This window comes from Enterobacter sp. 01-M-02-SI-ECC, assembly GCF_047530595.1.
GTDB lineage: Bacteria > Pseudomonadota > Gammaproteobacteria > Enterobacterales > Enterobacteriaceae > Enterobacter > Enterobacter cloacae_M.
Map to the genome: position 1 here is coordinate 202,105 of NZ_JBLKCZ010000004.1, position 23,604 is coordinate 225,708.

Annotated in this window: 22 protein-coding genes; 10 read left to right on the forward strand and 12 right to left on the reverse strand. The window is 54.1% G+C overall.

What is annotated here, in order from left to right; genetic code table 11:
* Window positions 1-102: 102 nt before the first annotated feature.
* Window positions 103-537, forward strand: a complete 435-nt coding sequence (gene uspF / locus ACMWLG_RS08390; RefSeq protein ID WP_023311561.1) for a universal stress protein UspF — start codon at window positions 103-105, stop codon at window positions 535-537.
* A 101-nt stretch (window positions 538-638) separates the two neighbouring features.
* On the opposite strand, the gene ACMWLG_RS08395 is transcribed toward uspF, so the two are convergent.
* Both ACMWLG_RS08395 and dcp read right to left on the reverse strand, forming a co-directional pair.
* Window positions 639-3,221 carry an EAL domain-containing protein gene (locus ACMWLG_RS08395; RefSeq protein WP_045619780.1) on the reverse strand — a complete coding sequence of 861 codons (2,583 nt, stop codon included), beginning with the start codon at window positions 3,219-3,221 and terminating at the stop codon, window positions 639-641.
* Between the two features lie 321 nt (window positions 3,222-3,542).
* Complete coding sequence (dcp, locus tag ACMWLG_RS08400) at window positions 3,543-5,576, reverse strand: peptidyl-dipeptidase Dcp (protein ID WP_045401165.1); 2,034 nt, start codon at window positions 5,574-5,576, stop codon at window positions 3,543-3,545.
* Window positions 5,577-5,718: 142 nt separating this feature from the next.
* On the opposite strand from dcp, the gene ydfG reads away from it, so the two are divergent.
* Both ydfG and ACMWLG_RS08410 read left to right on the forward strand, forming a co-directional pair.
* On the forward strand, window positions 5,719-6,465 hold the full coding sequence (ydfG, locus tag ACMWLG_RS08405) for a bifunctional NADP-dependent 3-hydroxy acid dehydrogenase/3-hydroxypropionate dehydrogenase YdfG (RefSeq protein ID WP_414762974.1): 747 nt from the start codon (window positions 5,719-5,721) through the stop codon (window positions 6,463-6,465).
* A 91-nt stretch (window positions 6,466-6,556) separates the two neighbouring features.
* The gene (locus ACMWLG_RS08410) at window positions 6,557-7,243 is read left to right on the forward strand and encodes a GntR family transcriptional regulator (protein WP_045401168.1); all 687 of its coding nucleotides are present in this window, start codon (window positions 6,557-6,559) and stop codon (window positions 7,241-7,243) included.
* Window positions 7,244-7,276: 33 nt separating this feature from the next.
* On the opposite strand, the gene ACMWLG_RS08415 is transcribed toward ACMWLG_RS08410, so the two are convergent.
* On the reverse strand, window positions 7,277-7,708 hold the full coding sequence (locus ACMWLG_RS08415; protein ID WP_045401170.1) for a universal stress protein: 432 nt from the start codon (window positions 7,706-7,708) through the stop codon (window positions 7,277-7,279).
* Window positions 7,709-7,995: 287 nt separating this feature from the next.
* Here ACMWLG_RS08415 and ydfZ point away from each other — a divergent pair, with 287 nt between their 5' ends.
* On the forward strand, window positions 7,996-8,199 hold the full coding sequence (gene ydfZ, locus ACMWLG_RS08420; RefSeq protein ID WP_014883679.1) for a putative selenium delivery protein YdfZ: 204 nt from the start codon (window positions 7,996-7,998) through the stop codon (window positions 8,197-8,199).
* Window positions 8,200-8,242: 43 nt separating this feature from the next.
* On the opposite strand, the gene ACMWLG_RS08425 is transcribed toward ydfZ, so the two are convergent.
* From ACMWLG_RS08425 to ACMWLG_RS08445, 5 genes are all read right to left on the reverse strand, one after another.
* Window positions 8,243-9,706 (reverse strand): mannitol dehydrogenase family protein, encoded by a 1,464-nt coding sequence (locus ACMWLG_RS08425; RefSeq protein WP_045401174.1) that lies wholly within the window; start codon window positions 9,704-9,706, stop codon window positions 8,243-8,245.
* A 220-nt stretch (window positions 9,707-9,926) separates the two neighbouring features.
* Entirely contained in the window at window positions 9,927-11,294 is a 1,368-nt protein-coding gene (locus ACMWLG_RS08430; protein ID WP_045401182.1) for an MFS transporter, read from the reverse strand.
* Window positions 11,295-11,367: 73 nt separating this feature from the next.
* Window positions 11,368-12,387, reverse strand: coding sequence for a Zn-dependent oxidoreductase (locus tag ACMWLG_RS08435; RefSeq protein ID WP_045401184.1), 1,020 nt, complete (start codon window positions 12,385-12,387; stop codon window positions 11,368-11,370).
* 14 nt (window positions 12,388-12,401) lie between these two features.
* Window positions 12,402-13,616, reverse strand: coding sequence for a D-mannonate dehydratase ManD (gene manD / locus ACMWLG_RS08440; RefSeq protein WP_045401187.1), 1,215 nt, complete (start codon window positions 13,614-13,616; stop codon window positions 12,402-12,404).
* Window positions 13,617-13,726: 110 nt separating this feature from the next.
* The gene (locus ACMWLG_RS08445) at window positions 13,727-14,053 is read right to left on the reverse strand and encodes a YnfA family protein (RefSeq protein ID WP_045401189.1); all 327 of its coding nucleotides are present in this window, start codon (window positions 14,051-14,053) and stop codon (window positions 13,727-13,729) included.
* 152 nt (window positions 14,054-14,205) lie between these two features.
* Between ACMWLG_RS08445 and ACMWLG_RS08450 the strand changes: the two genes are divergently transcribed.
* Window positions 14,206-14,544 carry a DUF1283 family protein gene (locus ACMWLG_RS08450; RefSeq protein WP_023311550.1) on the forward strand — a complete coding sequence of 113 codons (339 nt, stop codon included), beginning with the start codon at window positions 14,206-14,208 and terminating at the stop codon, window positions 14,542-14,544.
* Window positions 14,544-15,104 carry a spermidine N1-acetyltransferase gene (gene speG / locus ACMWLG_RS08455; protein ID WP_023311549.1) on the forward strand — a complete coding sequence of 187 codons (561 nt, stop codon included), beginning with the start codon at window positions 14,544-14,546 and terminating at the stop codon, window positions 15,102-15,104. Before ACMWLG_RS08450 ends, speG begins: the two co-directional genes overlap by 1 nt.
* 17 nt (window positions 15,105-15,121) lie before the next feature.
* Here the strand turns inward: speG and ACMWLG_RS08460 are convergent, their stop codons facing one another.
* Window positions 15,122-15,832 carry a YnfC family lipoprotein gene (locus ACMWLG_RS08460; protein WP_045401195.1) on the reverse strand — a complete coding sequence of 237 codons (711 nt, stop codon included), beginning with the start codon at window positions 15,830-15,832 and terminating at the stop codon, window positions 15,122-15,124.
* 104 nt (window positions 15,833-15,936) lie between these two features.
* Here ACMWLG_RS08460 and ACMWLG_RS08465 point away from each other — a divergent pair, with 104 nt between their 5' ends.
* The 3 genes from ACMWLG_RS08465 (at window position 15,937) to dmsD (ending at window position 19,481) form a co-directional block, all read left to right on the forward strand.
* Window positions 15,937-16,203 carry a DUF1161 domain-containing protein gene (locus ACMWLG_RS08465; protein ID WP_023311546.1) on the forward strand — a complete coding sequence of 89 codons (267 nt, stop codon included), beginning with the start codon at window positions 15,937-15,939 and terminating at the stop codon, window positions 16,201-16,203.
* Window positions 16,204-16,334: 131 nt separating this feature from the next.
* Window positions 16,335-18,773: a selenate/tellurate reductase subunit YnfE gene (gene ynfE / locus ACMWLG_RS08470; RefSeq protein WP_414762975.1), complete on the forward strand. Its 2,439-nt coding sequence runs from the start codon at window positions 16,335-16,337 to the stop codon at window positions 18,771-18,773.
* A 93-nt stretch (window positions 18,774-18,866) separates the two neighbouring features.
* Window positions 18,867-19,481 (forward strand): Tat proofreading chaperone DmsD, encoded by a 615-nt coding sequence (gene dmsD, locus ACMWLG_RS08475; protein WP_045354790.1) that lies wholly within the window; start codon window positions 18,867-18,869, stop codon window positions 19,479-19,481.
* Between the two features lie 40 nt (window positions 19,482-19,521).
* On the opposite strand, the gene ACMWLG_RS08480 is transcribed toward dmsD, so the two are convergent.
* Both ACMWLG_RS08480 and ACMWLG_RS08485 read right to left on the reverse strand, forming a co-directional pair.
* Complete coding sequence (locus tag ACMWLG_RS08480) at window positions 19,522-21,237, reverse strand: SulP family inorganic anion transporter (RefSeq protein WP_045401201.1); 1,716 nt, start codon at window positions 21,235-21,237, stop codon at window positions 19,522-19,524.
* Between the two features lie 170 nt (window positions 21,238-21,407).
* Window positions 21,408-21,833, reverse strand: coding sequence for a VOC family protein (locus tag ACMWLG_RS08485; RefSeq protein WP_045401204.1), 426 nt, complete (start codon window positions 21,831-21,833; stop codon window positions 21,408-21,410).
* Window positions 21,834-22,087: 254 nt separating this feature from the next.
* Here ACMWLG_RS08485 and ACMWLG_RS08490 point away from each other — a divergent pair, with 254 nt between their 5' ends.
* Entirely contained in the window at window positions 22,088-22,636 is a 549-nt protein-coding gene (locus ACMWLG_RS08490) for a hypothetical protein (RefSeq protein ID WP_223604024.1), read from the forward strand.
* Window positions 22,637-22,758: 122 nt separating this feature from the next.
* Here the strand turns inward: ACMWLG_RS08490 and ACMWLG_RS08495 are convergent, their stop codons facing one another.
* A complete protein-coding gene (locus ACMWLG_RS08495; RefSeq protein ID WP_045401208.1) occupies window positions 22,759-23,595 on the reverse strand; it encodes a MipA/OmpV family protein in 837 nt (278 codons plus the stop codon).
* Window positions 23,596-23,604 lie beyond the last annotated feature (9 nt).

Consider the following 23,604-nt stretch of genomic DNA (forward strand, 5'->3'; position numbering starts at 1 on the left):
ATCACATAACCGAAATTTGTACTCGTTATGACAGCTTGCTCTCTGTTTTCCTGAAATTAACGGTCTACCCTGAATTGTGTGAAAAACACTCAGGAGGGACAAATGTATAATTCAATTTTGGTTCCAATTGACATTTCGGAGGATAGCCTGACGCACATGGTTATCCCCTTCGTTCAGGCACATACAGCACTTAACACAGCTAAAGTTCACTTTCTTACCGTCATTCCATCGCTTCCGTATTATTCATCATTAGGCCTGGCCTATTCGGTAGAAATGCCGAAGCTGAAAGAGTTCCAGCACGCGGCCTTAGCGAAGCTGGATGAAATCGTTAAGCAATTCAAAATTCCTCCAGACAAGGTACAGACTCACGCCGTGACGGGATCTCCAAAGGATCAAATCCTTAAGCTCGCTGACACGATCGATGCCGACCTGATTATCATCGCTTCCCACAAACCTGACATATCGACGTATCTGTTGGGTTCGAACGCTGCGGCAGTGGTTCGGCATGCGAAATGCCCTGTCCTGGTCGTGAGATAGAAAGCGGCGTTTACGCTCGTGGATACGAACGGATAGCGGATAACAAAAACCGGGCGCGAAGCCCGGTTTTTCATTTACGCAGCCCTGATTGAAAGCGCGATTTAGAGATTTACTCTGTTAGCGTTTAAATTTAAGTCCGTAATGGCGGCCGGTTTTCCAAGTAAGTAGCCCTGAACTTCATCACATTTATTTTTTTTCAGAAAAGACAGCTGTTCGGCGGTCTCCACCCCTTCTGCGGTTACCGCCATGGAATAGGCTTTCCCCAGGTCGATAATTTTCTCCACGACTGACTGGTTCTGCGGCGAGTCCCCCAGGGTAAAAATAAAGCTCTTGTCGAGCTTAAGCCCGTCAAACTGAAACTTCCGCAGATAGCTCAGAGAGGCATAGCCGGTACCGAAATCGTCAATCAGAATGCGGACGCCCATTTTTTTGAGAGACTTCATGGTCTGCAAGGTTTTTTCAGGATCGGAAAGCGTGACGTTTTCAGTGACTTCAATTTCCAGCCGGTTGGGTTCAAGCCCCGTTTCGTGAAGGATCTCTTTTATCCTTTCGGCAAGATCGCTTGCCTGGAATTCGATAGCAGAAATATTGACGGAGACCGATAATCCCGGCAATTTGTCTTTCGTCTCCGTACTGGCTTTGCGTATGACCCAGTTGCTCAGGCTAATAATCAGCCCGGTTTCTTCTGCCAGCGGAATAAACTGATCGGGCATTATGGTCCCCCGAGCCGGGTGCTGCCAGCGTACCAGCGCTTCGACGGCCTCAATTTTAGAATACCGGAGGTTATAACGCGGCTGGTAAACCAGGTAGAGCTGTTCTTCGCGAATCGCGGTCTTGAGTTCTAATTCCAGTTTCCTGCGTTCAGTCAGCTTTTCCGACATATCAGGGCGATAATAGACCCATCGGTTTCTGCCGGATTGTTTCGCCTGATACAGCGCAATATCCGCGTAGCGGAGAAGATCGTTTGCGCTGCTGCTATCCCGGGGAGCCAGCGCAATGCCCATGCTTACGCCTATCGCCACATCATTGCCCTCAATGGCGAAAGGACGGTTAAGTTCTTGCACGATGCGACGACACACCTCCTCAATCTGCTCTTGCTGGCTGGTGTTGCCGAGGAGCAGCATAAATTCATCCCCTCCCTGCCGTGCGACAAAATCACCTCGACGAACGCAATCTTTAAGACGTGAAGCGACCTCGCCAAGCAGGGCATCGCCGGTGGAGTGCCCGAAAATATCATTGACGGGTTTAAACTTGTCTAAATCAAGGCAAATCATGGCAAAGGGATAGTGGTTAAGGTCTTCTTTCGCTAACTTGCCAGCCAGAAATTCCTTAATATGATACCGGTTTGGCAGACCGGTTAATTCATCATGGCGTGACAGGAACTCCACGCGTTTTGTTGCTTCAACTTCCTGAGAAACGTCGGTTGCCGCGCCTCGCAACACCACCGTTCCATCAGGCTGAGCAGAAAACTTTGCCAGAAGCGTGCAATATGAGGTGGATTGTTGCGCGTGAGTATAAGGACAGTTTTTAAATTCAAAGCGTTCGGTTAAGTCCCGCTGCCTGGCGCAGTCATGTGATAATCCGCTTGTCGACGGAAAGAGTTCATCCAACCTGCGGCCTATCCATTTGCTATTTTCATATCCCGTTATTGTAGAAAAACGACCCGAAAGCCACGTTATCCTTAACGATAAATCTGTTTCCCAGAACCAATCGCTGGTTGTTTCACTGACGTCCCGAAATCGTTTTTCACTCGTAATAAGATTCAACCGCGCCTGCTCGAGGAGAAACGTATTTTCGTCAAGCATTCTCGCCTTGTGCATAATATGGCGCATTAATATCACCGTCATCAATACCGTCAGAACGACTGAAAGAATGAGCAATGGCAAAAAATAAATTATTAACCCCTGGCCGGGATTTTCACCGTCCCAGATAATTTTCACATCCCCATTCTGGGTGCTTAAGGTAAATGCTGTCTGATTATTTATTTGAGAAGTGGCTGTAGCGGGAGAAGTACGAACGTTCTGGATACCGGCATCCTGCCCAATCGTGAGGAGTTTTTTAACCGTTAACTTGTCTATAAACACCATTGTCGACGGTTTTCCGGGCATGGTTTGCACGCTCGTATCATCGCCCGTCGTTATCCATTGCGCAGAAACAATGGCCGGCACGGAATCGATAAGCGCTAGCACAGAAACCGGCACTCCCTTTTTTATACTCAACTCATGGAGTAAACGGTCTTTGGTTGATTTGTCTAACCAGCGCTCCAGCTCCTGAAGCTTCAGCTTCCCGTCAACGACGCTGTATCGCGTGCTCCCTTCCGGCGAGAGAACAAACACCCCTTCGTAGCCAAAGTTGTCATACAGGGATTTGCCCAGGTTCTGCTTATCCCATGCCCAGTGAACGTCATTGTTCAGATGAAGATGTTTGTAGGCATCTCCCCACTCGGCATTATCTTTCAAATGACTTCGCATGCTCTCCTGGCGGGTCTCCAGGGCTTTCCTTAACAAAAATTCATCGTGCTTGTCGCTGATTTCATTCACATTATCTTTTATTATTAGCAGGGAAATTATTGCCGCAATAAAAATACTTATCAACAACGTTACAATATAGGTAAAGGTTTTATTTATCAGGCCTTTAGAAGGCTCGGTGTCGGTGAAGCCCGGATTGTTCAGAGGTAGGGTCATCTTTCGCCTTCTTAACTGCTAGTACGTCGATTTGTATGCCACTTTCATTTATCGGCACAAAATAACAAAAATTTATAGCTAAAAATCTGAGATTAAAGAATATTTGATTTCTCTAACCCAGATCAAATTATTAATCATTAACTCTTTTACTACCTAAACTCGGTAAATTAAATATACTGTTCGAAGTAAGTTTTAATCTCACCTGTTTTATTTATAAAGAACGCATATTAAAACTATTTTTGCAGAAGACGTTACAAGCACGTTGGAGCCTATAAAAAAACCGGGCGTAAAGCCCGGTTCTTTTTTCAGACGAGACTGGCTCTATTCGCTCAACCCGCGATTTTCCAGCATCGGTTCAATCTTCGGATCGTGCCCGCGCCACTGCCGATAAAGTTCAGCCAGATCCGTGCTGTTACCACGGGACAAAATCGCCTCGCGGAATTTTTGCCCGTTTTCACGAGTCAGGCCGCCCTGTTCAACAAACCACTGATAGCCGTCGTCCGCCAGCATTTGCGTCCACAGGTAGGCGTAATATCCCGCCGCGTAGCCGCCGCCGAAAATATGGGCAAAATAGCTGCTGCGATAGCGCGGCGGTACGGCGGGCAGATCCAGCCCCTCTTTTTGCAGTGCTGCCGCTTCAAACGCGTCAACGCTCGAAACGGCTTCGCTGATCCCGTGCCAGTTCATGTCCAGCAGCGCGGCAGCCAGCAGCTCCGTCATGTCATAACCCTTGTTGAAATGGGTCGCGTTGAGCATGCTTTCACGCAGCGCCTCCGGCATCGGCTCACCGGTTTCGTAATGGCGCGCATAATGGGTAAACACCTGTGGATGGCTGGCCCAGTGCTCGTTGATCTGCGACGGGAATTCAACGAAATCACGCGGCGTATTGGTCCCGGAGAGCGTGGCGAAACGCTGGCTGGCAAAGAGACCGTGCAGCGTATGACCAAACTCGTGGAACAGGGTTATCACGTCATCCCAGGAGAGAAGCGCGACGCCGCCGTTAGCCGGTTTTTGGTAGTTACAGACGTTGTAGATCACCGGACGGGCAGCAAGCTCGAAGGATTGCTCGGCGAAATTCCCCATCCAGGCCCCGCCCTGCTTGGAATCGCGGGCAAAGAAGTCGCCGTAAAACAGCGCCATGCCCTCACCGGTGTGGTCGAAAATTTCCCAGACGCGGACGTCCGGGTGATACACCGGAATATCGAAGCGCTCCACAAAGCGGATGCCAAACAGCTGGCTTGCGGCCCAGAATACGCCATCGTGCAATACGGTATTGAGCGCAAAATAGGGTTTGATTTGCGATTCATCGAGGGCATATTTTGCCTGACGCACGCGCTCGGCATAAAAGGCCCAGTCCCAGGCCTGCACGGTGAAACCGCCCTGTTCGTCATCAATCACTTTCTGAATATCGGCCTGCTCGCGCTCAGCACGGGCACGGGCGGCAGGCACAATGCCGCGCATAAAGGTCAGCGCGGCGTCCGGAGTTTTCGCCATCTGGTCGGCGATACTCCAGCTGGCGTAATCCTCAAAGCCCAGCAGGCGGGCCTGCCTCGCACGCAGCGCCGTAAGGCGGAGGATCAGATCGCGAGTGTCGTTTTCATCCCCTTTCTGGGTGCGCGTCCAGCCAGCGTTGAACAGGTTTTCGCGGGTCTGACGATTGCGCAGCGCGGAAAGCGCGGGCTGCTGGGTCGTGTTCAGAAGCGGGATTAGCCAGCGATCGTTTAGCCCTCGCTCCGCGGCAGCCTGCGCCGCGTCGGCAATCTCGCTGGCGATGAGTCCATCAAGCTGGTGCGCGTAATCCACCACCAGCCCGCCCGTCTTATCGGCAGCCAGCAGACGCTGGTTGAACTGGCTGGTCATGGTCGCCGCCTCGGTATTCAGCGCCTTCAGCTCGGCTTTTTCCGTTTCATTGAGACGCGCGCCGGCCAGAATAAACCGCTGATACGTCTCCTCGACCAGCCGGCGGGATTCGGCGGCCAGCGCGGCACGATCCTGCCAGACGCTCTCCACGCGGGCGAAAAGCACGTCATTCAGCCAGATGTCGTTCGCCAGCGCGGCAAGCTCGGTGGAGAACTCTTCCTCAAGCTCCTGCAGGTACGTATTGGTATTCGCGGAGGTCATGGCGAAGAACACGCTGCTGACGCGCGAGAGCATGGCACCGCTTTTCTCCAGCGCCAGCACGGTGTTGGCGAAGTCCGGCGCAGCGGTTTGGGACACAATGGCGTCTACGTCCGCCCGCTTCTGGCGAAGCGCTTCATCGAAGGCCGGGCGATAGTGGCTATCGTTGATTTCATCAAAATGGGGAGCCTGATAGGGCAGCAGGCTGATGTCAAAAAAAGGATTCGTGGCCGTCATCTTTCGCTCCTGAGTACGGGTATCCTCCCAGAGTAGGCCAGGCCGCCATCCCCTGCAACGCCGTCATACAAATGTTGCCTTAACGCACCCTCTGCGGCCGTGCTATGTTAGTACAACACAAAAAGCGTTGAGGAACAGTGAGATGATTATTTTAGTTACCGGGGCAACGGCAGGTTTTGGTGAAAGCATCACGCGTCGCTTCGTCGCCAACGGGCACAAGGTTATTGCCACGGGCCGTCGTCAGGAGCGCCTGCAGGAGCTGAAGGACGAATTAGGCGACAGCATCCTGACCGCGCAGCTGGACGTGCGTAACCGCGCGGCCATTGAAGAGATGATTGCCAACCTGCCCGCCGAGTGGCGCGCCATCGACGTGCTGGTCAACAATGCCGGTCTGGCGCTGGGCATGGAGCCAGCCCACAAAGCCAGCGTTGAAGACTGGGAAAACATGATCGACACCAACAACAAAGGGCTGGTCTATATGACCCGCGCGGTGCTGCCGGGCATGGTCGAGCGCAACCGCGGCCACATTATCAACATTGGCTCCACCGCCGGAAGCTGGCCTTACGTAGGCGGCAACGTCTATGGCGCGACGAAAGCGTTTGTGCGCCAGTTCAGCCTTAACCTGCGTACCGACCTGCACGGCACCGCCATTCGCGTCACAGATATCGAGCCGGGTCTGGTGGGCGGCACCGAGTTTTCCAACGTGCGTTTCAAAGGCGATGACGCGAAAGCGGGCAAAACCTACGAAAATGCTAACGCGCTGACGCCGGAAGATGTGACCGAAACGGTCTGGTGGGTGGCGACGCTGCCAAAACACGTCAACATCAATACCGTGGAAATGATGCCAGTCAGCCAGAGTTTTGCAGGACTTAGCGTCCATCGTGGCTAAATCCGCCCTTCCCGGCCTGCGGGCCGGGTCTGTTTCGGGTTATAAAAGAATGGTAGTATGTTCAGGCTAACTATCTGAGAAATGACAACTCATGGCCGCTGAATCGCAACTCAATCCCACCCAGCCCGTTAACCAGCAAATCTATCGCATTTTGCGACGTGATATTGTCCATTGCCTGATCCCACCGGGAACGCCGCTTTCTGAAAAAGAGGTCTCCGTGCGTTTTGACGTTTCCCGTCAGCCGGTACGTGAAGCGTTTATTAAGCTTGCTGAAAACGGACTGATTCAGATCCGCCCGCAGCGCGGCAGCTACGTGAACAAAATTTCACTCTCTCAGGTACGCAACGGCTGTTTCGTTCGCCAGGCCATTGAATGCGCGGTGGCGCGCCGCGCCGCAACGCTTATCAACGACAAACAGTGTTACCAGCTTGAGCAGAACCTGCACCAGCAGCGTATTGCAATTGACCGCAAGCAGCTCAATGATTTCTTCCAGCTTGATGATGAATTCCACCAGAAGCTGGCGCAGATCGCGGATTGTCAGCTGGCCTGGGACACCATCGAGAACATCAAGGCCACCATCGACCGCGTGCGCTATATGAGCCTCGATCACGTCTCCCCGCCGGAAATGCTGCTCCGACAGCATCATGATATTTTCAGCGCACTGGAAAAACGCGACCCGGACGGTGTGGAAAAAGCGATGACGCTGCATCTGCAGGAAATTAGCGAATCCGTGCAGCTTATTCGTCAGGAAAATAGCGAGTGGTTTAGCGAAGAGTAATATTCGCCGCCCCTTTCGGGTGCGGCGGCGTGATTAGCGAACGACTAACACCGGGATCGTGGCGTAGCGCAGAATAGATTCCGCATTTGAACCCAGCAGATGAGTGGTGATGCTCGGGTTTTTCGACCCGATGACAATCGCATCATATTCCCCCTCCTTGCTCAGCCTGATAATTTCATCCCGGACGTTGCCAAAACGCACCATGCTATGAATATTCTCTGGGGCGATATCGAACAGTCTTTTTAACTCGTTCATTTTCTTACCGGATTCTGCGGTCATATACTCTTCAAACTTTTTAATATCGGCGTTGAACCCGCGCAGCAGAGACCGGCTGCTGGCAGGCAGAATGTTGACCAGGGTAATCGACGCGCCCTCTGCCTTCGCAAGGTTTGCCGCGTGGCGAACCGCTTTGTCGCTCAAATCCATTTCAAACACGTCTACAGGCATCAAAATGCTCTTATACATAAGCCTGACTCCTTATTCCGATGAAGGGTTATTTCCTGCACACAGGATGACATCGGGAATATAAACCAACCCTCAACGCTTCCCTGTCGAAACTATCAATTAATGAAAATAATGGTCCACTTTGTAAATTACCGTCCTGAACCGTCAGCGCCCGACGAAATAAAGAAAAAAGTGTGAGTTTGATCAAAAACAAAAACATGAAGCGCGGACAGGCGTATTTATATGCCCCGTGAACGGCATAACCCGAAATAGCGCCGTATCGAACAGGTTAGAGAGGAGAAAATACCATGATGACATACGACCGTAACCGCAATGCAATCACCACCGGCAGCCGCGTCATGATTAGCGGCACGGGCAAAACCGGCGTGATTAAAGCAATCCACAGCGACGGGCTGGATGCCGCGCAGGTGCGCCGCAGCAAAACGGTTGAAGTGGAAGGATGCGAAGGTAAGTTCGAGCCGATTGAGCTGATTCGCCTTGGGATGCACTAAGCTGTGCGCAGCCATGCCGCCGCGCACGGCGGCATGTGCTGAATTACCGTTGAGACGCGTACTGCGCGACGGTCGCTTTCGCGCCTTTTTGCAGCAGCGCCCGGTACGCGGTCATCACTGCAGCAACGAAGCGCGGCTCCTGCGGTAACTCTTTACCAAAGATGGCCTCAATGCCGAGCAGCGCGTTAACCCGACTTTCCCCTTCCGCACTTCCCTTCACCGCCGCCTGAATCACCGCCAGCTGCGGATCGCTCACGTCGATGGCGTTACCCTGCTCGTCCACGCCGCCAACATAACGCATCCACCCTGCCACGCCCAGCGCCAGCAGTGGGAAAGGCTTCTGATGCACCAGGTGCCAGCGCACGGAGTCCAGCATACGCTGCGGGAGCTTCTGGCTGCCGTCCATCGCGATTTGCCATGTCCGATGGCGCAGGGCCGGGTTGCTGTAGCGGGCAATCAGGAGATCGGCATAGCGACCTAAATCAACGCCCTTCACTTTCAGCGTGGGCGCCTGCTCGTTAAGCATCAGCGTATGTGCGGCGAGGCGGTAGTTCTCATCTTCCATACAGTCGTTGATATGCGGGTAACCGGCCAGATAGCCCAGGTACGCCAGGAAGGAGTGGCTGCCGTTGAGCATGCGCAGCTTCATCTCTTCAAACGGGATCACGTCTGACACCAGCTCGGCACCGGCTTTTTCCCACTCTGGACGTCCTGCCACAAAGTTATCCTCGATCACCCACTGGCGGAACGGTTCACAGGCGACCGCCGCCGGGTCACGCACGCCGGTCAGCTGCTCAATTTTATCCAGCGTATCGGGAGTGACCGCCGGCACGATGCGATCCACCATGGTTGACGGGAAGGTGACGTTAGCCTCGATCCAGTCCGCCAGCTCGCCGTCTACCGCTCGGGCGTAAGCGCAGGTCACATTGCGCATCACGTGGCCGTTCTCCGGCATGTTGTCGCAGGACATCACACTAAACGCGGGCAGACCCGCCGCTTTGCGACGCGCCAGCGCTTCCACCACCACGCCCGGCGCGGATTTCGGCTGGTGCGGGTTTTGCAGGTCGGCGACGATAAACGGGTGATCGAGCATCAGTTGTCCGGTCGCCGGTGAGTGGCAGTACCCTTTCTCGGTGATGGTCAGCGAGACAATTGCCACCTGCGGTTCGCACATCGCCGCCAGCACGCACTCCAGCCCGTCGACCTGTGCATGCAGCGCTTTTTTAACCACGCCAACCACGCGGGATGTCCATGCGTCAGCAGACATCTCCGCCACGGTGTACAGGTTATCCTGCGCGTTCAGATCGGCAATCTGCTGCTCGCCGCCAATCAGGTTAACCTCACAGTAGCCCCAGTCGCTGCCGTGCTCAGCGGCGAGGATGTCGGCGTATACCGCCTGGTGCGCCCGGTGAAAGGCGCCAAAACCCAGATGAACAATGCGTGGTTGAAGGCTGTCGCGATCGTACTGAGGCAGCGTCGCGTTGGCCTGTAATAAGGTGTTTTTCATGATTAAGACTCGTTAATTAGAAAGCCGTGGACCGCTGCCGCGCCTTCAGAAGCGGCAGCGCCTGCTGACTATACCAACTAGAATGGCAGCTGGGGTAAAAAAGTAACTGCCATCAACCATACTGATACTGCCGTTTGAGATTTTGATTTATATTAACTTTTGCTCATGTGGTGTGACATAAAGCTAAAGTTGTGTGACAGGTCACGTAAGTTATAAACCACTAGCGCCGCGAGGAGACCGCGCCGTAACCCACACTCTCTTCTGGTGCGGACTCCGCTGCGTCGTGCGCCGCGCTCAAATCACGGTCGCGCACTTCCGGCATCAGGATCGCCGAGACCAGCCCAATCGCGGAATAGGCCACCAGCATGGCGACAATCGGCCACCAGGAGCCGGTCATATTGCAGAAGATCCCCGCCAGCACCGGACCAAAGCCCACCGCCACCAGACCGCCCGCCTCTTTCGAGATAGCCATACGGGTAAAGCGATTTCGCGAGCCAAACATCTCCGCCATGGTGATATTTTCCAGCGCAAACAGCCCCAGCACGGCGAAGTTATGGATAACGATGATCGAGAGCATGATTGTCCCCGGCGCATAGCTCTTATCGACGATGATCGACAGCATCGGATACGCGAGAAGAATGGCGGAGATATTGAGGATAATGTACGGCAGACGGCGCCCTACTTTATCGGAAAGCCAGCCCAGCAGCGGAATGGAGATAAACCCGAGAATGGAGCTGATCATCAGCGCGTCGGTCGGGATGGCTTTATCGAACAGCAGCGTCTGGACCAGATATCCCGCCAGGAACGTCTGGATCAGACCCGAGTTGCCCGCCTGGCCAAACCGCAGGCCGGTCGCCAGCCAGAAGGATTTACTTTTCACCATTGAACCCAGCGAAGTGTCCGGCTGCACGCTTTGCGCATCGTTCACTTTCTCAAACACCGGGCTCTCTTTCAGGTTCATTCGCAGCCAGATGGCGAAAATCATCACCACGACGCTGGCGAGGAACGGCACGCGCCAGCCCCAGGCAATCAGCTCTTCACGGTCGAGGGCAAAGAACATTACCGCCCAGATCGCCGTTGCGCTCAGCGTCCCGCAGTTTGTGCCCATCGCCACCAGCGAGGAGATAATGCCGCGTTTGCCTTTCGGCGCGTACTCCGCCAGCATGGTCCCGGCCCCGGAAATCTCCGCCCCGGCTCCCAGGCCCTGGATGATACGCAGCGTCACCAGCAGAACGGGAGCAAAAATCCCAATCTGCGCGTAGGTCGGCAGGACGCCAATCAGCGTGGTGCAGATCCCCATCATGGTGATGGTGATAAACAGCACCTTCTTACGACCAATGCTGTCGCCCATTCTGCCGAATATAAAGGCGCCGACAATGCGTGCTATGTAGCCTGCGCCGTATGTCCCCATCGCGAGGATCAGCGCCATCGCGGCTGACTGTTCTGGGAAGAAGATCTCGTGAAAGACCAGGGCAGCCCCCAGCGAGTAAAGCTGAAAGTCCATAAACTCCAGGGCGGTGCCCAGCCAGCCGGAAACGGCGGCTTTCACCAGATCGGAGGTGGTTCTTTGAGGTTGTGCTTGCGTCATAATGGCTATCTCTGAAGGGTAAGATGCGTACCACATAGAGCCTGTCTGCGCAGGCTCTTAACCGCGTAAATAATTATTGCCCGAACGTGAGCAAGACTTTGCAGCACTGCCGCTGGTCTTTCTCAAACAGCTCAATGGCGTCTGTTACATGGTGATAGTCAAAGGCATGAGTGATCAGTTTTTCCGGGTCGATCAGCCCTTTTTTCAGCCAGTCGATGACGACCGGGAATTTATTGGCATTGAGGCGAGAGGAGAAGATCGCCAGCTCTTTGCCGGTGATGCTCTGCTGGATAATCTGGCTCGGCTCGCTGGAGAAGCCCATCAGCACGATGCGCGCCGCCGGAGAGGCCAGGGTAATCGCCTCCTGCAAAATCGCCGGATGACAGGCTGCATCAATGATTAACGTCGGTTTGATGCCCCGTTCGTCCAGCGCGGCCTGCAGCGACTGCTCGCCGTTATTCAACACCCAGTCCGCGCCGCTGCGCTGGGCCATTTTCAGGCGTTCGTCGATGCGATCAACCACGATAACCTGCTTCACCTTATAGACGCCCTTCAGCGCCTGCACGGTGACCAGCCCCATCGGCCCTGCGCCGTAAATCAGCGCGACGTCCTGCCCGGTGGGGCAGGCCTGTCCCGTCACGTTGGCGGCGATGGTGAAGGGCTCCACCATGACGGCGTGTCTATCCGGAATGTCATCGGGGATAGGCCAGGCATTTTTAGCGGGTACCGCCGCGTATTCGCTGAAGCCCCCGTCGCGATGTACGCCCAGCACCACCAGCGAGGTGCAGACGTTCGGCTTTCCGACGGAACACGGATAGCAGTGTCCGCAACTGATCACCGGATCGACCGAGACGCGCTGGCCCAGACGGGCGCTGTCGACACCCTCGCCTACGGCGTCAATCACGCCAAAAAACTCGTGGCCGATCGTGCGTGGATATTTCGCAAACGGGTTATGGCCGCGATAGATGTGGCTGTCCGAACCGCAGATCCCCGCCAGCGTGATTTTGACGCGAACTTCACCCGGGCCTGGCTGCGGAAGTGGCCGCTCTTCAATCACCAGTTCGTTCGGCTGTTGAATCACTACGCTTTTCATCGTTCGCTCCTCGTTTACCAGTTCCACAGCGTGCCGTCTTCAAGACGGGCCACCGGCAGATAGGCCGGATCGTAGGGGTATTTCGCCGCCAGTTTTTCATCAAACTCAATGCCCAGCCCCGGCTTGTCGCCCGGATGCATGTAGCCGTTATCAAAGCGCCAGCTGTGCGGGAAGACTTCCAGCATCTGTTCGGAATAGCCCATATATTCCTGGACGCCAAAGTTTGGCACCCACAGGTCGAAATGCAGCGCGGCGGCGTGGCATACAGGCGAGAGATCCGACGGACCGTGCGAGCCGGTTCGCACCTGGTAGAGCGAGGCGAAGTCCGCGATGCGACGCATTCCGGTGATCCCGCCCGCGTGGGTAATGGTGGTGCGGATATAGTCGATGAGCAGCTCTTCGATGAGCTGCTTGCAGTCCCAGATGCTGTTAAACACTTCGCCCACGGCAATTGGCGTGACGGTGTGCTGGCGAATGAGGCGGAAGCAGGCCTGGTTTTCCGCAGGCGTTGGATCTTCCATCCAGAACATGCGGAATTCTTCAATGCTCTTGCCGAAGCGCGCCGCTTCGATTGGCGTCAGGCGGTGGTGCATGTCATGCAGAAGATGTTCATTGAAGCCGAATTTACTGCGCACCGCGTCGAACAGCTTCGGTGTGAAATCGAGGTATTTTTCGGTGGACCAGAGCTGCTCTTCCGGCCAGTCGCCTTTGGTCGCAGGCTCGTAGGCCAGCCCCTTCCCTTTGGCCATGCCGTAGGTGGTTTTCATGCCCGGCACGCCGCACTGCACGCGGATCGCCTTAAAGCCCATCTCTTTATGGCGGGCGTAATCTTCCAGCACGTCGTCAATGGTGTGACCGGTCGTGTGGCAGTAAACCATCACGCCTTCGCGGGATGCGCCGCCCAGCAGCTGGTAGAGCGGCATGTTGGCCGCTTTGGCTTTGATGTCCCACAGCGCCATGTCCACGGCGGAGATGGCCGACATGGTGACCGGACCGCGACGCCAGTAGGCGCCTTTATAGAAGAACTGCCAGACATCTTCGATGCGGTGCGCATCGCGGCCAATCAGCTGCGGGCAGAGGTGGTCCTTAAGGTAGGAAGCAACGGAGAGTTCACGCCCGTTCAGCGTAGCGTCACCGAGGCCGACAATCCCCTCGTCGGTGGTGATTTTAAGGGTGACAAAGTTCCGCCCCGGGCAAGTAACAAACACGTCAGCCGCGACAATCTTCATAATTCCTTTCCTTACATCATTCGTTGTGATGCTGGAAACTTACTCACCAACCAGACTACCATACAAGTATAATGATCATAAAATCGGCTAACGATCACAAAACCGGGGGATCAGGCCCGTCCCCATCCCGCCACAATAATCAGCATTCCGCACAGGGCAATCAGCGCGCCGGCCCAGTCGTACGCGCTGAGCCTGACGCCGTCCACCACGCGTAGCCACAGCAGCGCGGTACAGACATAGACGCCGCCGTAAGCGGCGTAGACGCGGCCGCTCGCGGCAGGATGCAGCGTTAACAGCCAGACAAACAGAGCCAGCGCGACGCTTGCCGGGATGAGCAGCAATACGGATCCCCCCTTCTTCAGCCAGAGCCAGGGCAGGAAGCAGCCGATGATTTCGCATAGCGCGGTGGCAAAAAAAAGCAGCGTCGTTTTGAGCATATTTCACGTCAGGTGAGGATTTATTTAGACATCATACCTGATGATATCCTTTACTTTTCCATACCTGCTCCGCGGGTATGCCGTCTTTTCGCTTTGGTGTAGAATCTGTTCGGGATAACTTGATTATCTGCACCCGTTTAAAAGGAAACGCTATGACCACATTAAGCAAACGCCTTTGTCTGACAGCCCTGCTGGCGCTGTCATCGTTCGCCTTTGCCGCCTCTGCGACAGCGGAAACCAGCAAGCTCATTATTGAGTCTGGTGACAGCGCGCAAAGCCGCCAGAACGCCGCCATGGACAAAGAACAATGGAATGACACCCGCAGCCTTCGCCACAAGGTCAACAAACGTGCTGAGAAAGAGTGGGATAAAGAAGATGTCGCTTTTGACGCGCGCGATAAGTGCCAGCAAAGTGCAAACGTCAACGCCTACTGGGAGCCAAACACCCTGCGCTGCCTGGATCGCCGCACTGGCCGCACGGTAGCCCCGTAATGTCGGCGCCCTGCGACGTTAAGCTTCGCCCGCTGGAGCGTGAAGACCTGCGCTTCGTCCACCAGCTCGACAATAACGCCAGCGTAATGCGCTACTGGTTCGAAGAGCCGTACGAGGCTTTTGTTGAGCTGTCCGATCTCTACGATAAGCACATTCACGATCAGAGTGAACGTCGTTTTGTGGTGGAGTGTGAAGGCGAAAAAGCCGGACTTGTGGAGCTGGTTGAAATCAACCATGTTCACCGTCGGGCGGAGTTTCAGATCATCATCTCCCCTGAACATCAGGGAAAAGGCCTTGCCTCACGGGCAGCGAAGCTGGCGATGGATTATGGATTCAACGTTCTGAATCTCTACAAGCTTTACCTGATTGTGGATAAAGAGAACGAGAAAGCGATCCATATCTACCGCAAGCTGGGCTTTATGGTGGAAGGCGAGCTGATTCACGAGTTCTTTATCAACGGCGAATACCGCAATACCATTCGCATGTGCATCTTCCAGCATCAGCACCTGGCCGGACACAAGCCGTCAGGCGCCAGCCTGCTGAAACCGACCGCGCAGTAACCTGCGCGGTTTTATTCTCAGTAGTATTCAATCGTGTTTTTGATGGTGTATTTGCGCTCAACGGCAGGTTTGACGCTATCGTCCGTGATCGTCAGGTCGCAGCTCACCGGATTATTGTGTCGATCGTAATCGCAGCTCTGCTTCACGTTGCCCAGCGGCTTATCATTCAACATGCTCACCGCCGAGTAATCCATTCTTTTGCGAACGTCTTTAGACGGCGTCGACTGGACGGACAGGTGCTGATCCCCGGAGACGGTGGTTTTGCCCAGCGGGTAGCCGTCCGCATCGTAGCGATACTTCACTTCCATCTCTTTGCCGTGCGCCGCCACCACAAAACCATTGTCGTCGGTATCCCACGTTATCCCGGCTGACGGCAGTTCGGCCAGCTGGCATTTCCCCTGCAGCATCACTTTGCGCTGCTGGGTTTCTGCATCAAGGTAGTAATTGGCATCCAGCACCAGCGCCACGCCGGTATTGGCCTCCAGGTCGTGCAGCTCAAGGGTATCGAAACACCCTTCCGTAGACACGGTGCCGGTGACCCGTTTGGACACTTCGCCCTTCTCGTTGAACAGCGTCTGGGTAAAGTCTTTCACCGGGCCGCGCAGCGGATCAAAATCAAATTCGTTCGAGAAACTCGCCATTTCGGGCGTAAACGACAGCGGCGCGGAGCTGTTGTCGCACCCCACCAGTGTTGCTGCCAGTAGCGTTATCGCTGCGTATTTCTTCACATTTATTACCGTGCAGGGAGATTATTCCCAATCATATTAGCAAATACAGTTGTTTACACGAAGCCTGCTAAAATTAATCTCTACACAGAGAAAAGGAGCTACAGATGAAACGGTTACCCTGGATTACCGCCCTGCTGTTAATGAGTGCCTCAACGGCCGCGCTGGCGGCACCGGATTCCTGCGAGCGCGTGAAAAGCGACATTCAGCAGAAAATTATCAACAACGGTGTGCCTGAATCAGGTTTTACGCTGAGCATTGTGCCGAACGATCAGGCCGACCAGGCGGGCACGCAGGTGGTAGGCCACTGCGCCAACGACACCTTTAAAATTTTGTACACCCGTTCAGGCAACGGGGCTGCTGAAGCGCAGTAATTTACCCTCAATCCCCTTTGATTTGATAAGGATTAAGATTTAATACCCCCAAATCAGTAACACTCACCCCATCATTAGCCCGGTTATCATTTCGGGAAAAATAATACGTAATTATAATGATGGGGTGAGCCATGTCCGATACTGAACATCACGGCGGGATTAGCCGTCGAACTCTCGTGAAATCTACGGCAATAGGGTCTCTGGCGCTGGCCGCCGGTGGGATCTCGCTTCCTTTTGGTTTAAAAAGCGCCGCCGCGGCGGTGAAGAACGCCGTCCAGCCTGTTGAAGATAAAGTGGTGTGGGGCGCCTGCTCGGTCAACTGCGGCAGCCGCTGCGCGCTGCGTCTGCACGTCCGCGACGACGAAGTGTACTGGGTCGAAACGGATAACACAGGTGAAGATATTTACGGTAACCATCAGGTGCGCGCCTGCCTGCGCGGGCGTTCTATTCGCCGTCGGATCAATCACCCTGACCGTCTCAACTACCCGATGAAACGCGTGGGCAAACGCGGTGAAGGCAAGTTCGAGCGCATCACATGGGATGAAGCGCTGGACGCCATCACCGCCAGCCTTAAAAACGTGGTCAGCAAATACGGCAACGAAGCGGTGTATATTAACTACTCCTCCGGGATTGTCGGCGGCAATATCACCCGCTCCTCCCCTTACGCTTCGCTGGTGGCGCGCCTGATGAACTGCTACGGCGGTTTCCTGAGCCACTACGGCACCTACAGCACGGCGCAAATCGCCTGCGCCATGCCCTACACCTACGGCAGCAACGACGGGAACAGCACCTCGGATATTGAAAACAGCAAACTGGTGGTGATGTTCGGCAATAATCCGGCGGAAACGCGCATGAGCGGCGGCGGGATTACCTATTATCTGGAGCAGGCCCGCGAGCGCTCAAACGCGCGAATGATCGTTATCGACCCGCGCTATACCGATACGGCAGCCGGACGCGAAGATGAATGGATCCCGATCCGTCCGGGTACCGATGCCGCACTGGTGGCGGGGATCGCGTGGGTAATGATCGACGAAAACCTGGTCGACCAGCCTTTTCTCGACAAATACTGTGTTGGCTACGACGAAAAAACGCTGCCGGAAGGCGCGCCCGCTAACGGCCACTACAAAGCGTACATTCTCGGCCAGGGCGATGACCGCACGGCGAAAACGCCGGAGTGGGCCTCACGCATCACCGGCATTCCGGCGGATCGCATCATCAAGCTGGCCCGGGAAATCGGCTCCGCGAAACCGGCCTATATCTGCCAGGGCTGGGGACCACAGCGCCAGGCGAACGGCGAGCTGACGTCGCGCGCCATCGCCATGCTGCCTATTCTGACTGGAAACGTGGGGATTAGCGGCGGCAACAGCGGCGCGCGTGAGTCGACATACACCATTACCATCGAACGTATGCCGATACCGGATAATCCGGTCAAAACGCAAATATCCTGCTTCAGCTGGACGGACGCCATCGCCCGCGGACCGGAGATGACCGCCCTGCGCGACGGCGTGCGTGGGAAAGATAAGCTGGACGTGCCGATTAAGTTCATCTGGAACTACGCGGGCAATACCATCATCAACCAGCACTCCGATATCAATAAAACCCACGATATCCTGCAGGATGAAAGCAAGTGCGAAATGATTGTCGTCATCGACAATTTCATGACCTCGTCAGCGAAGTATGCCGATATCGTGCTGCCGGACCTGATGACCGTCGAGCAGGAAGATATCATTCCTAACGATTATGCGGGAAATATGGGCTACCTGATTTTCCTCCAGCCCGTGACCGCGCCGAAGTTCGAGCGTAAGCCGATCTACTGGATCATGAGCGAAGTGGCGAAACGCCTCGGGCCGGATATCCATCAGAAATTCACCGAAGGACGCACGCAGGAACAGTGGCTGCAGTTTCTGTATGCCAAAATGCTCGCGAAAGATCCTCAGCTTCCGTCATATGACGAGCTGAAAAAAATGGGCATCTATAAGCGCAAAGATCCGAACGGACACTTCGTGGCCTATAAAAAATTCCGCGAGAACCCTGAAGCCAATCCGCTGAAAACGCCATCGGGCAAGATTGAAATTTACTCCAGCAAGCTGGCAGAGATTGCGGCCACCTGGGAGCTGGCAAAAGATGAGACCATCAGCCCTCTGCCCGTCTACGCATCGACCTTTGACGGCTGGGACGCACCCGAGCGCGCGCAGTTCCCGCTGCAGCTTTTCGGGTTCCACTTCAAAGCCCGTACCCACTCGAGCTACGGTAACGTCGACGTGCTGAAAGCGGCCTGCCGCCAGGAGGTGTGGCTTAATCCTGTCTATGCCGAAAAACGCGGCATTAAGAACGGCGATACGGTGCGCGTCTTTAATAGCCGCGGCGAGGTGCGAATTGAAGCGAAAGTGACGCCGCGCATCATGCCCGGCGTGAGCGCCATGGGCCAGGGCGCCTGGCACGATGCCAATATGAGTGGCGATCGTATCGACCACGGCTCCTGCATCAACACGCTGACGACCCATCGTCCTTCTCCGCTGGCAAAAGCCAACCCGCAGCACACCAATCTTGTGCAGATTGAGAAAGTGTAGAGGGTGAAACACGAGACCCTGGTTTATTCTGTGGTCAGTATTATCGTTTAACACAGTCGCGCGGACGTCATCCGCGCGAGCAAGGAAGGTTTAATGAAAGACGTCTCACATAGTGAATCGTTCGCGTTCAGCGCCCGGGTGCTGGGCGCGCTGTTTTATTTCGCTCCGGACAGCGAGCAGGCCGCGCCGCTGGTGAAAGCGCTCACCGCTGGCGAATGGGTTCAGGACTGGCCTCTGCCTGCAGAAACGCTGCAGCCCGTTGCCGATACGTTTGCCTCATCTTCCGATGAGCCGCTGGCGGACGCCTGGCAACGGCTGTTTATTGGTCCGTATGCCCTGCCCGCTCCGCCGTGGGGTTCCGTCTGGCTGGACCGTGAGTCCGTATTGTTTGGCGACTCGACCCTCGCGCTGCGCCAGTGGATGCGTGAGAACAATATCGCGTTTGAGATGCAGCAGAATGAGCCGGAAGATCATTTTGGTACTTTGCTGCTGCTGGCGGCGTGGCTGGCCGAGAATGGCCGCGAAGCAGAGTGCGCTCAGCTTCTGGCGTGGCACCTGCTGCCGTGGAGCACCCGCTTCCTGTCGGTGTTTGTGGAAAACGCCGGGCATCCCTTTTATACCGCGCTGGGCAGGCTTGCTCAGCTGACGCTCGCGGACTGGCGAGCCGGGCTGCTTATTCCGGTTGCGGAAAAAACGCTGTATCGTTAAGGGATGCGGCTTGCTCGCGGTTGGCGGGCAAGCCTTTAGCTTATACCTCGCTACCTGATTCACTCGCACTCTCTTTGCTTTGAATGAACCGAAGTGCCAGATAGAGGTCTGGCGCCAGAATCATGTCATCATCATTCATTGTTGGCCGGCTATCTTTAAACCAGCGCGTTAATTCCGTTTTTCTGCCCGCAAGGATTAACGTAATCTGTCGACCTTTCAGATCGCGCTTTAACTCATTTATGGTTGCCAGAACGCTGATGTCTGAATAGGTGAAGCAAGCAACGGCATCAATGACCACCCATTTAGGCTGTACTGCTGCACCATCAACCAGGTTCAATACCCGACGTTTAAAATAAGCCACGTTAAAATAGGTCAACGGTGAGTTAAATCGATACATCAGCACCCCCGGGACCATTTTAATATCGGTTGTATTACCTAATGAGTGAATCATGCCATCGTCGTCAGTTCCCAGTAAGTGCTCAGAGGGACGAAACACCGTACGCAGGAACTGTAACAGGCCAAGCAACACCGCAAGGCCGATCCCCTGGATAACGCCGATAATTAACACACAGCCAAACGTGAAGAAGGCCAGGCGAAATGCCTGTTTATTTCTACGCCTCAGGTTCCATAACCCGCGCAGATCAATTAATGACCAGGATGCGTACATCAAAACAATACCTAATGCAGATACCGGAATAAATTGTAATGGCTGAGTGAAAAACACCACTACGATACCGATGAGTAAGGCTGCGACGATGGAAACCAGCTGGCTTTTCCCACCCACTGAATCATTAACCGCGGTCCGGGAATCGGCTCCACTGATAGCAAACCCCTGAGATAATCCCGACATGAGGTTCGCAATCCCCAGCGCCCGGAACTCTGCATCAGCATTAATTTCATAGCCATTTTTCGCGGCGAAACTGCGGGCGGTCAGCATCAGGCTGACAAAACTGACCAACGCCAGGTTCAGCGCCGGGATCACTAAATCACGCATCGGACCGGGCTGGAACGCGGCCCAGTTAACGACGGGTAAACCAGGCTGGAAGCCTTCTCCCCCAATAGTGGCAATACCATACTGTTGTGCAGATGTCGCCCATACCAGTAACGTTGTCATCACAATGGCAATCAACGGTGCTGGCCAGTGGCTGCGATACGTTTTGATCGCCATTAAAATAATTAACGTTAAAAGCGATATGCCAACGGTTAATAAATGGCTTTCTGAAAGACGGCCTGGCAAGGCCATTATTTTCTCAATAACCTGCGCTTCGTCGAGTTTTATCCCCAACACCTTGCCTAATTGCCCGACAATAATCGTCACGGCAACGCCATTAAGCAAACCCGTAAGGATGGGATGAGAAAGCAGATCGGCAAGTGCGCCCAGGCGGAATTTACTGGCAAGCAGGCACCACCCACCCATCATCAACGTCATGATAATGGTCAGCTGCCAGTGCAGTTCGGGATTACCTGCAGAAAGAGGAAACACGACGGCCGCAATCACCGCGCAGGTCGTGGCATCAGGGCCCACAATAAGCTGACGTGAAGAACCAAAGAGTGCATACGCTATCATCGGTAAAACGCAGGAATAGAGCCCCACTATTGCCCCAACACCCGCCAACTCAGCATAAGCAATAGCCACCGGAAGCGCGACAGCCGCAACGGATAAGCCAGCTTTAACATCATTTTTTAGCCAGCTTTTATCGTAGGCTAACAAAGTTTGTAAACCTGGCATGTAGTTTAACAATTGTTTTCCGAACACGTTGTTCTCCGGATAGGAATATTAGCCACGTCATGCTGGCACACTTCTCAGTGAGGTTCTGGCTTTCAAATGCTCCGGATTAAGGCCGCCACTATTCAGAATCTAATAACAGTTCAACTATTTATTATCCTGACTGGTGTTAAACATAGTTCAAAAACGACCGCTTGTGACTATTCTTCGCATGGGAACGTATCGGCTTCAGGAGAATAATGCTGACAAACGCATGCCAGCTTATGCCCGTCAGGATCGCGCAGATAGGCAACATAAAAATCGGGGCCGTACGCGGTTCGTGTCCCTGGCATGCCTTCACTCTTTCCTCCCGCAAGAAGGCCTGCTGCATGGAAACGTCTGACAAGCTCCGCGTTAGCTGCACGGAATGCGAACATGGTCCCGTTTCCCGCCGTTGCGGGTTGTCGGTCAAAGGGAGGACAAATACAGAAGCTAAACCCCTCATCTGGATTATTTTCATCTCCCCACATTGCCCAGTCCTTGGTCCAGGCAGGCAAACGTGAATAGCCAAGCACTTTAAAAATCGCGTCATAAAACGCCGCGGCGCGCTGAAGATCATTTGTACCTATAGTGATATAAGTCAGCATCTTGTCACATCCTCTTTGCCTTTTTCTGAACAGCGATTATACCTCAGAGGCTATGATTTTAGCGGCGGCAAAAAGGCTGATTTTCACTCGTGTAAGCGCTTGGGGTAAGGGTTCGCAGAACATGTTCTATCGTAATTTCAGCCCCCAATCCGTGACGTGAATATCTCAAGTTTTGGTATGTATGCTAAAATTTATCCAGCCGAAGACCGAAAATAGTCCTTATAATTTCAGTTCGTTAGCCAAAGTGAGCGAATATGGATAATATTCCACATAAGCAGACAGATCGGAAAAGATGGCCCACATGGCTGTGGTGCGGAAGTTTTTATCTTTTTACGTTGCATTGCTCTGCAGATGAAATAAATCTGTATTCAATAAATACCGGCTCATACGTTTATCATCTGACGCATAATCGAGGACAATACACGGAGAACTTTGAAAATAAGTTCATATCCGTTGAGAGGAAATTCTCGGATACGTCGAAATACAGTCTTGTGCTAGGGACAATGAAAAACAGCTTTAATGACAGATGCCTGGCTGCCGGCGTAAGAAGAGACTGGGCTGGATGGGATAACGGTTGGGTTTTTAAAGGAATCTATGGCTATGTAGGTGAATTTTTCTTTGATACTTTCGATGATTGTGGTGACCATGGTTCATACCATGATTTTAAAAAAGCAACGGGGATAGGATTTTCGCCCTATATATATCATGGGTTCCAGTATAATTTTACGTCTTATTTTGGAATGGATGTGGGTATTATCATACCTTCCGTGTTTGTCATTACGGCACAATGGAGCTTTAGATAAATCCGTCAACCACGTGTGCAGTGCTGTAACTGTCTGCAAAGGGAACCGCCCCGCCATCTCAACCGGAGCGGCATTAATTACCGCAAGTGCGTGCTCAAAACGTTAAGCCACCGCAGCCAACATCAAAAACTGTACGTCACCTTCAAACTCCCCGTGGGCGATGTTTTGCGTTGCACAATGGGGCTATCACCCGCATCCCCCGTCAGCTGCGTAACGCCCGCTGAGGCAAGGACGCTCCAGCGCGAGGTGAGCCTGTGGGTCCAGTCCAGATTCATCGAGTAGCTATAAATCCCGGCCCCGACGTCATGTCGGGCAAAGCCCGATGCGCTCGACTGGGCGGCGCTGACCCCATAGTAGGTCTGCATATACTTGCCTGATCCCCAGTTGCCGGTCAGCGCCAGCGTCACCTCATTTTTTGGTGAGGTGTAGAACGGGCTGGAAATGCCGAAATGAACCGCTTCACCGTTGTCTCTTTCTGAAACCGGTACCTCTACCTGCATCTGCAGGTGAAGCCAGTCGGTCACCCTGTACTCCAGCCCGGGCACAATGATTGCCGAGCCTTTTATCTCGCCCATTCCTCGCAGCTCGTCGCTGCCGGAGCTGATGGAATCGCTGCTCACGTCTTTATCTTTACGCCCAACTCGATAGCTCAGCGCGGCGCTGTAGTCCAGGTTGCCAATGTTGTTGCCGTAACCGATCCCTCTCGTGGTGCCGATAAAAAAGCCGTTTGCCATGGCGTAATCCACCACCTGAGCCGCACTGACGCGGGTTTTATCGGAACCCGAGCAGCGCGGCGCGACGTCCACGCCGCCTCCCAGCGTTAAGACGTTACCCTGACTCTGTTCTGCCGCCAGCGCAGGCATGGTCAGTAACGCCAGAACGAAGCCCGGCACGAGGTTTTTCAGGCTTCGGCCCGGAAGTAAATGAGGGAACGTATGACGAAGTTCGATGTTTCTCATTAAAGAAGC

Excerpts from the sequence above, each read along its gene's own strand:
- uspF (WP_023311561.1), top strand. The coding sequence starts at position 103 with ATGTATAATTCAATTTTGGTTCCAATTGACATTTCGGAGGATAGCCTG.
- ACMWLG_RS08395 (WP_045619780.1), bottom strand. The coding sequence starts at position 3,221 with ATGACCCTACCTCTGAACAATCCGGGCTTCACCGACACCGAGCCTTCT.
- dcp (WP_045401165.1), bottom strand. The coding sequence starts at position 5,576 with ATGACGGCCACGAATCCTTTTTTTGACATCAGCCTGCTGCCCTATCAG.
- ydfG (WP_414762974.1), top strand. The coding sequence starts at position 5,719 with ATGATTATTTTAGTTACCGGGGCAACGGCAGGTTTTGGTGAAAGCATC.
- ACMWLG_RS08410 (WP_045401168.1), top strand. The coding sequence starts at position 6,557 with ATGGCCGCTGAATCGCAACTCAATCCCACCCAGCCCGTTAACCAGCAA.
- ACMWLG_RS08415 (WP_045401170.1), bottom strand. The coding sequence starts at position 7,708 with ATGTATAAGAGCATTTTGATGCCTGTAGACGTGTTTGAAATGGATTTG.
- ydfZ (WP_014883679.1), top strand. The coding sequence starts at position 7,996 with ATGATGACATACGACCGTAACCGCAATGCAATCACCACCGGCAGCCGC.
- ACMWLG_RS08425 (WP_045401174.1), bottom strand. The coding sequence starts at position 9,706 with ATGAAAAACACCTTATTACAGGCCAACGCGACGCTGCCTCAGTACGAT.
- ACMWLG_RS08430 (WP_045401182.1), bottom strand. The coding sequence starts at position 11,294 with ATGACGCAAGCACAACCTCAAAGAACCACCTCCGATCTGGTGAAAGCC.
- ACMWLG_RS08435 (WP_045401184.1), bottom strand. The coding sequence starts at position 12,387 with ATGAAAAGCGTAGTGATTCAACAGCCGAACGAACTGGTGATTGAAGAG.
- manD (WP_045401187.1), bottom strand. The coding sequence starts at position 13,616 with ATGAAGATTGTCGCGGCTGACGTGTTTGTTACTTGCCCGGGGCGGAAC.
- ACMWLG_RS08445 (WP_045401189.1), bottom strand. The coding sequence starts at position 14,053 with ATGCTCAAAACGACGCTGCTTTTTTTTGCCACCGCGCTATGCGAAATC.
- ACMWLG_RS08450 (WP_023311550.1), top strand. The coding sequence starts at position 14,206 with ATGACCACATTAAGCAAACGCCTTTGTCTGACAGCCCTGCTGGCGCTG.
- speG (WP_023311549.1), top strand. The coding sequence starts at position 14,544 with ATGTCGGCGCCCTGCGACGTTAAGCTTCGCCCGCTGGAGCGTGAAGAC.
- ACMWLG_RS08465 (WP_023311546.1), top strand. The coding sequence starts at position 15,937 with ATGAAACGGTTACCCTGGATTACCGCCCTGCTGTTAATGAGTGCCTCA.
- ynfE (WP_414762975.1), top strand. The coding sequence starts at position 16,335 with ATGTCCGATACTGAACATCACGGCGGGATTAGCCGTCGAACTCTCGTG.
- dmsD (WP_045354790.1), top strand. The coding sequence starts at position 18,867 with ATGAAAGACGTCTCACATAGTGAATCGTTCGCGTTCAGCGCCCGGGTG.
- ACMWLG_RS08485 (WP_045401204.1), bottom strand. The coding sequence starts at position 21,833 with ATGCTGACTTATATCACTATAGGTACAAATGATCTTCAGCGCGCCGCG.
- ACMWLG_RS08490 (WP_223604024.1), top strand. The coding sequence starts at position 22,088 with ATGGATAATATTCCACATAAGCAGACAGATCGGAAAAGATGGCCCACA.
- ACMWLG_RS08495 (WP_045401208.1), bottom strand. The coding sequence starts at position 23,595 with ATGAGAAACATCGAACTTCGTCATACGTTCCCTCATTTACTTCCGGGC.